Genomic DNA, 3374 nt, shown 5'->3' on the forward strand with positions numbered 1-3374 from the left:
CTGATCCGAAGCAAGCTGCGAAGGTGCCGTGAAGCTCGGCTCCGCCGCAGACGCACTGCTCAACACAACACCCTCAGGCGCCGTCCACGCATAGCTCAGCTCTTCGCCTTCCGGATCCGAACTCCCCGTCCCATCCAGCGTGACGATTGCGCCTTCATTCACCGTCTGGTCCGGACCCGCATCGGCGGTCGGCGCATCATTCGCACCCGCCGTAACCGTGATCGTCACGCTGTCAGCATCAGAGGATGCGCCATGTTCGTCGGTGACCACAAGCGTGAAGCTCAGCGCCTGGTCCGCAGCAAGCTGCGAAGGTGCCGTGAAGCTCGGCTCCGCCGCAGACGCACTGCTCAGCACAATACCCTCAGGCGCCGTCCACGCATAGCTCAGCGCCTGGTCCTCCGGGTCCGAACTCCCCGTCCCGTCCAGCGTGACGATTGCGCCTTCATTCACCGTCTGGTCCGGACCCGCATCGGCGGTCGGCGCAGGCGTTACCGTCACCCAGTTGGATGCCGCGCTCACGCCAACCGCATTCACCGCACGTATTCGGAAGCTAAAAGTAAAGGTCGAGAGTCTCGGGTCCAAGTATGTTAAAGTCGTGGCATTGCCCTCGCCCGGTGCGCTGCTCGGGATATCCTCCCAACCTGTGCCGGGCGATTGGATTTGGTACTTCGTAATCGGGCTGCCGCCATCGCCACCTGGCGTCCAGGACAACATCACTTGACCGACACCGTTGCTGGCCGTCAAAAGGTTCGCCATCAGGATTGGCGCATCGGGTACCGTCGCTGGCGTCGCTGTCGCCTCGTTGGACGCCGCACTCTCGCCCGCCGCGTTCACCGCCCGCACCTGGAAGCTATAAGTGGTTCCGTTGTCAAGACCGCTTATCGTGTGACTCGTCGCACCTGTTCCGCCTGGCGTGCTGTCCGGGATCGCCGTCCAAGTACTGTAGCTGCCGCCTGCCACACCTTGCCGGTACTCATGCCGCAAGATCGTACTGCCGCCTGGCGTCCAGGACAACATCACCTGACTATCGCCACCGCCAGCCGTCAAGGTCGGTGCATCGGGCACCGCGGCGTCGACCGTGATCGTCACGCTGTCAGCATCAGACGCGACACCCCGCGCATCCGTCACCACAAGCGTGAAGCTCAGCGTCTGATCCGAAGCAAGCTGCGAAGGTGCCGTGAAGCTCGGCTCCGCCGCAGACGCACTGCTCAACACAACACCCTCAGGCGCCGTCCACGCATAGCTCAGCTCTTCGCCTTCCGGATCCGAACTCCCCGTCCCATCCAGCGTGACGATTGCGCCTTCATTCACCGTCTGGTCCGGACCCGCATCGGCGGTCGGCGCATCATTCGCACCCGCCGTAACCGTGATCGTCACCTCAGTCGTCGCATCTGGTGTAACACTATCATTATCGTTGGCCTTTACGGTTACTTGATAGCTTTGGCGATCTTCATAACTCAATGTTTCCTTCGCAAACAATTGGCCGGTGCTCGTATCAATATCAAAGAAGCTCGCATCAGGTCCTTCCAAACTGTAAGAAATTGGATCATTTGCAAAATCCGTCGCAACAACCGGATCTCCGATTGCTTCGCCTGAACCGGCAGCTTCCAAGATTTCGCGAGTTTCCAATGGACCATCTAAAAAAATGGGCGGCATGTGGAACATTGATGCGTTCGAGTACGCTCCATCACCAAACTCGTTAACTGCAAATACAACTTCAGTAGAAGAACCTAAGATGCGAAAGAGTTCTTGACTAGACGTGCTGTAAGGTGAAAGTCCAACATTTTCGGTAAAACTCATGAAATTAGCTTCACCTTCACCACTGTTAACAATTCTTGCAGTTGCATTAGAGGGGCCCGAAGCATCATGAAACGCCTTAAGCTCATGCTTAATAATTGGGCTACCCCCATCATTTCTCGGCACCCAAGAACGAAAATATTTTGGGCCTTGAGGAGAGTCAAAATCGATAAGTTGTACACTATAGTTGGCTGGAGCTTCTGGCACGGTGGCCACAATAGGGTCGTCACTGACTACGCTTGCTATTTTGTTTCGCCCCTCAGCGTCATTGTAATTGGCTGTAGCGCGAAGAAAATGGCCATCATCTGCTTGAACTCGAGAGTATTGTGAATTGATTGCACCAATTATGTTTTGGAAAGGACCGTTAGGATTATTGGAGCGAGCCCATTGCCAAGTCAAACCAGAAACACCCCCATCTGGGTCAGTCAGAGTCGCATTTATAAAAGCACCTGACCCAGACAGTCGAACGACACCCGACTCATCCACATTAACGATATTTACTGTAACTTTTGCAACAGCCTTCGGTAAACGAGCATCTCCACTATCACCGATTACAGTTACTTCGTAACTTTGGCGCTCTTCAAAATTTAGAGCCCCATAAGTAAACAATTGTCCCGTGTCGCGACTAATAGAAAAAAATTCCGCGTCCGATCCACCTAATGTGTAGATTACGGCAGGGTTAGGCAAGCATTCATTATTGATGAGGGCACAAACACTCACTGGTGCACCAACCATGGTTTCAGGGCCACTAGATTCCGAAACTTCCCGAGACGGGTTCAAATCGAAGAAAAAGAATGTACCTTGAGTTTGTAACCGTGTCCTTCCATGAAGACTGGGCCCTTCTGCAGTTACTGCGCGAATATGAATCCAAAACTCTTCCATCTCCCCAGATTCCAAAAACCTAATAGATGAAATCTGCCGGTGGCCGGAAAAATTCTTACCATCCTCGCCACTATCTTCAATATCATTCCAAAAACCCGGGTTAGGATTTTCGGCACCATCACCAGATGAAACTTGAATTTGGTGCTTAATAATTGGGCTACTTCCAGCCTCCCCAGGCGTCCACTTGACAATGAGTTCATAGTTGTCACCTAACACGGCAGCCAAACCAACCGGAGCCTCGGGAAGCTGAGCAAGTGCAACTTTAGCCATAACCAAAACAGAGAGGGAAAATCTCAGCAAAAACCTTGCGATCACTTGAATATATTTAAAATAATTTATTCGGTATAATTTGGATAAAAACATGCTTAGAATTCCAAGCCTCTATTTCAATCTTATTCGACTTTTTGATTTTGAGATTATATCTTAGATTAGATAAATCTCATGCTCTGCGACCACATGTACAAGTTGATGGCAAATACATGCGATCAGCTTATACCAAAAAGTGGTATAAGCTGATCGCATGCGCGGTTTATCAGGACTTTTTAGACATGTGGGCATCTCTAAAAAACCGAGCACTATGCGCGTGTTTTGACTCGCTGGATTAAGGTTCTGGACCCATTAAATTGGTTTCCGTGATCCCGACTGCGTGATTCAAACCCCTGAGTTTCAGGGATGTGTAATGAGCAATCTATTCT

1 protein-coding gene is annotated in these 3374 nt (G+C 51.9%); it reads right to left on the reverse strand.

Annotated elements, in window-relative coordinates:
• The coding region (locus tag ACR0DT_RS24815; RefSeq protein WP_480713312.1) for a PKD domain-containing protein at nt 1-3042 on the reverse strand (3042 nt) is incomplete at its 3' end.
• Nucleotides 3043-3374: the final 332 nt, after the last annotated feature.

It is taken from the genome of Ruegeria sp. BI11 (assembly GCF_056538005.1).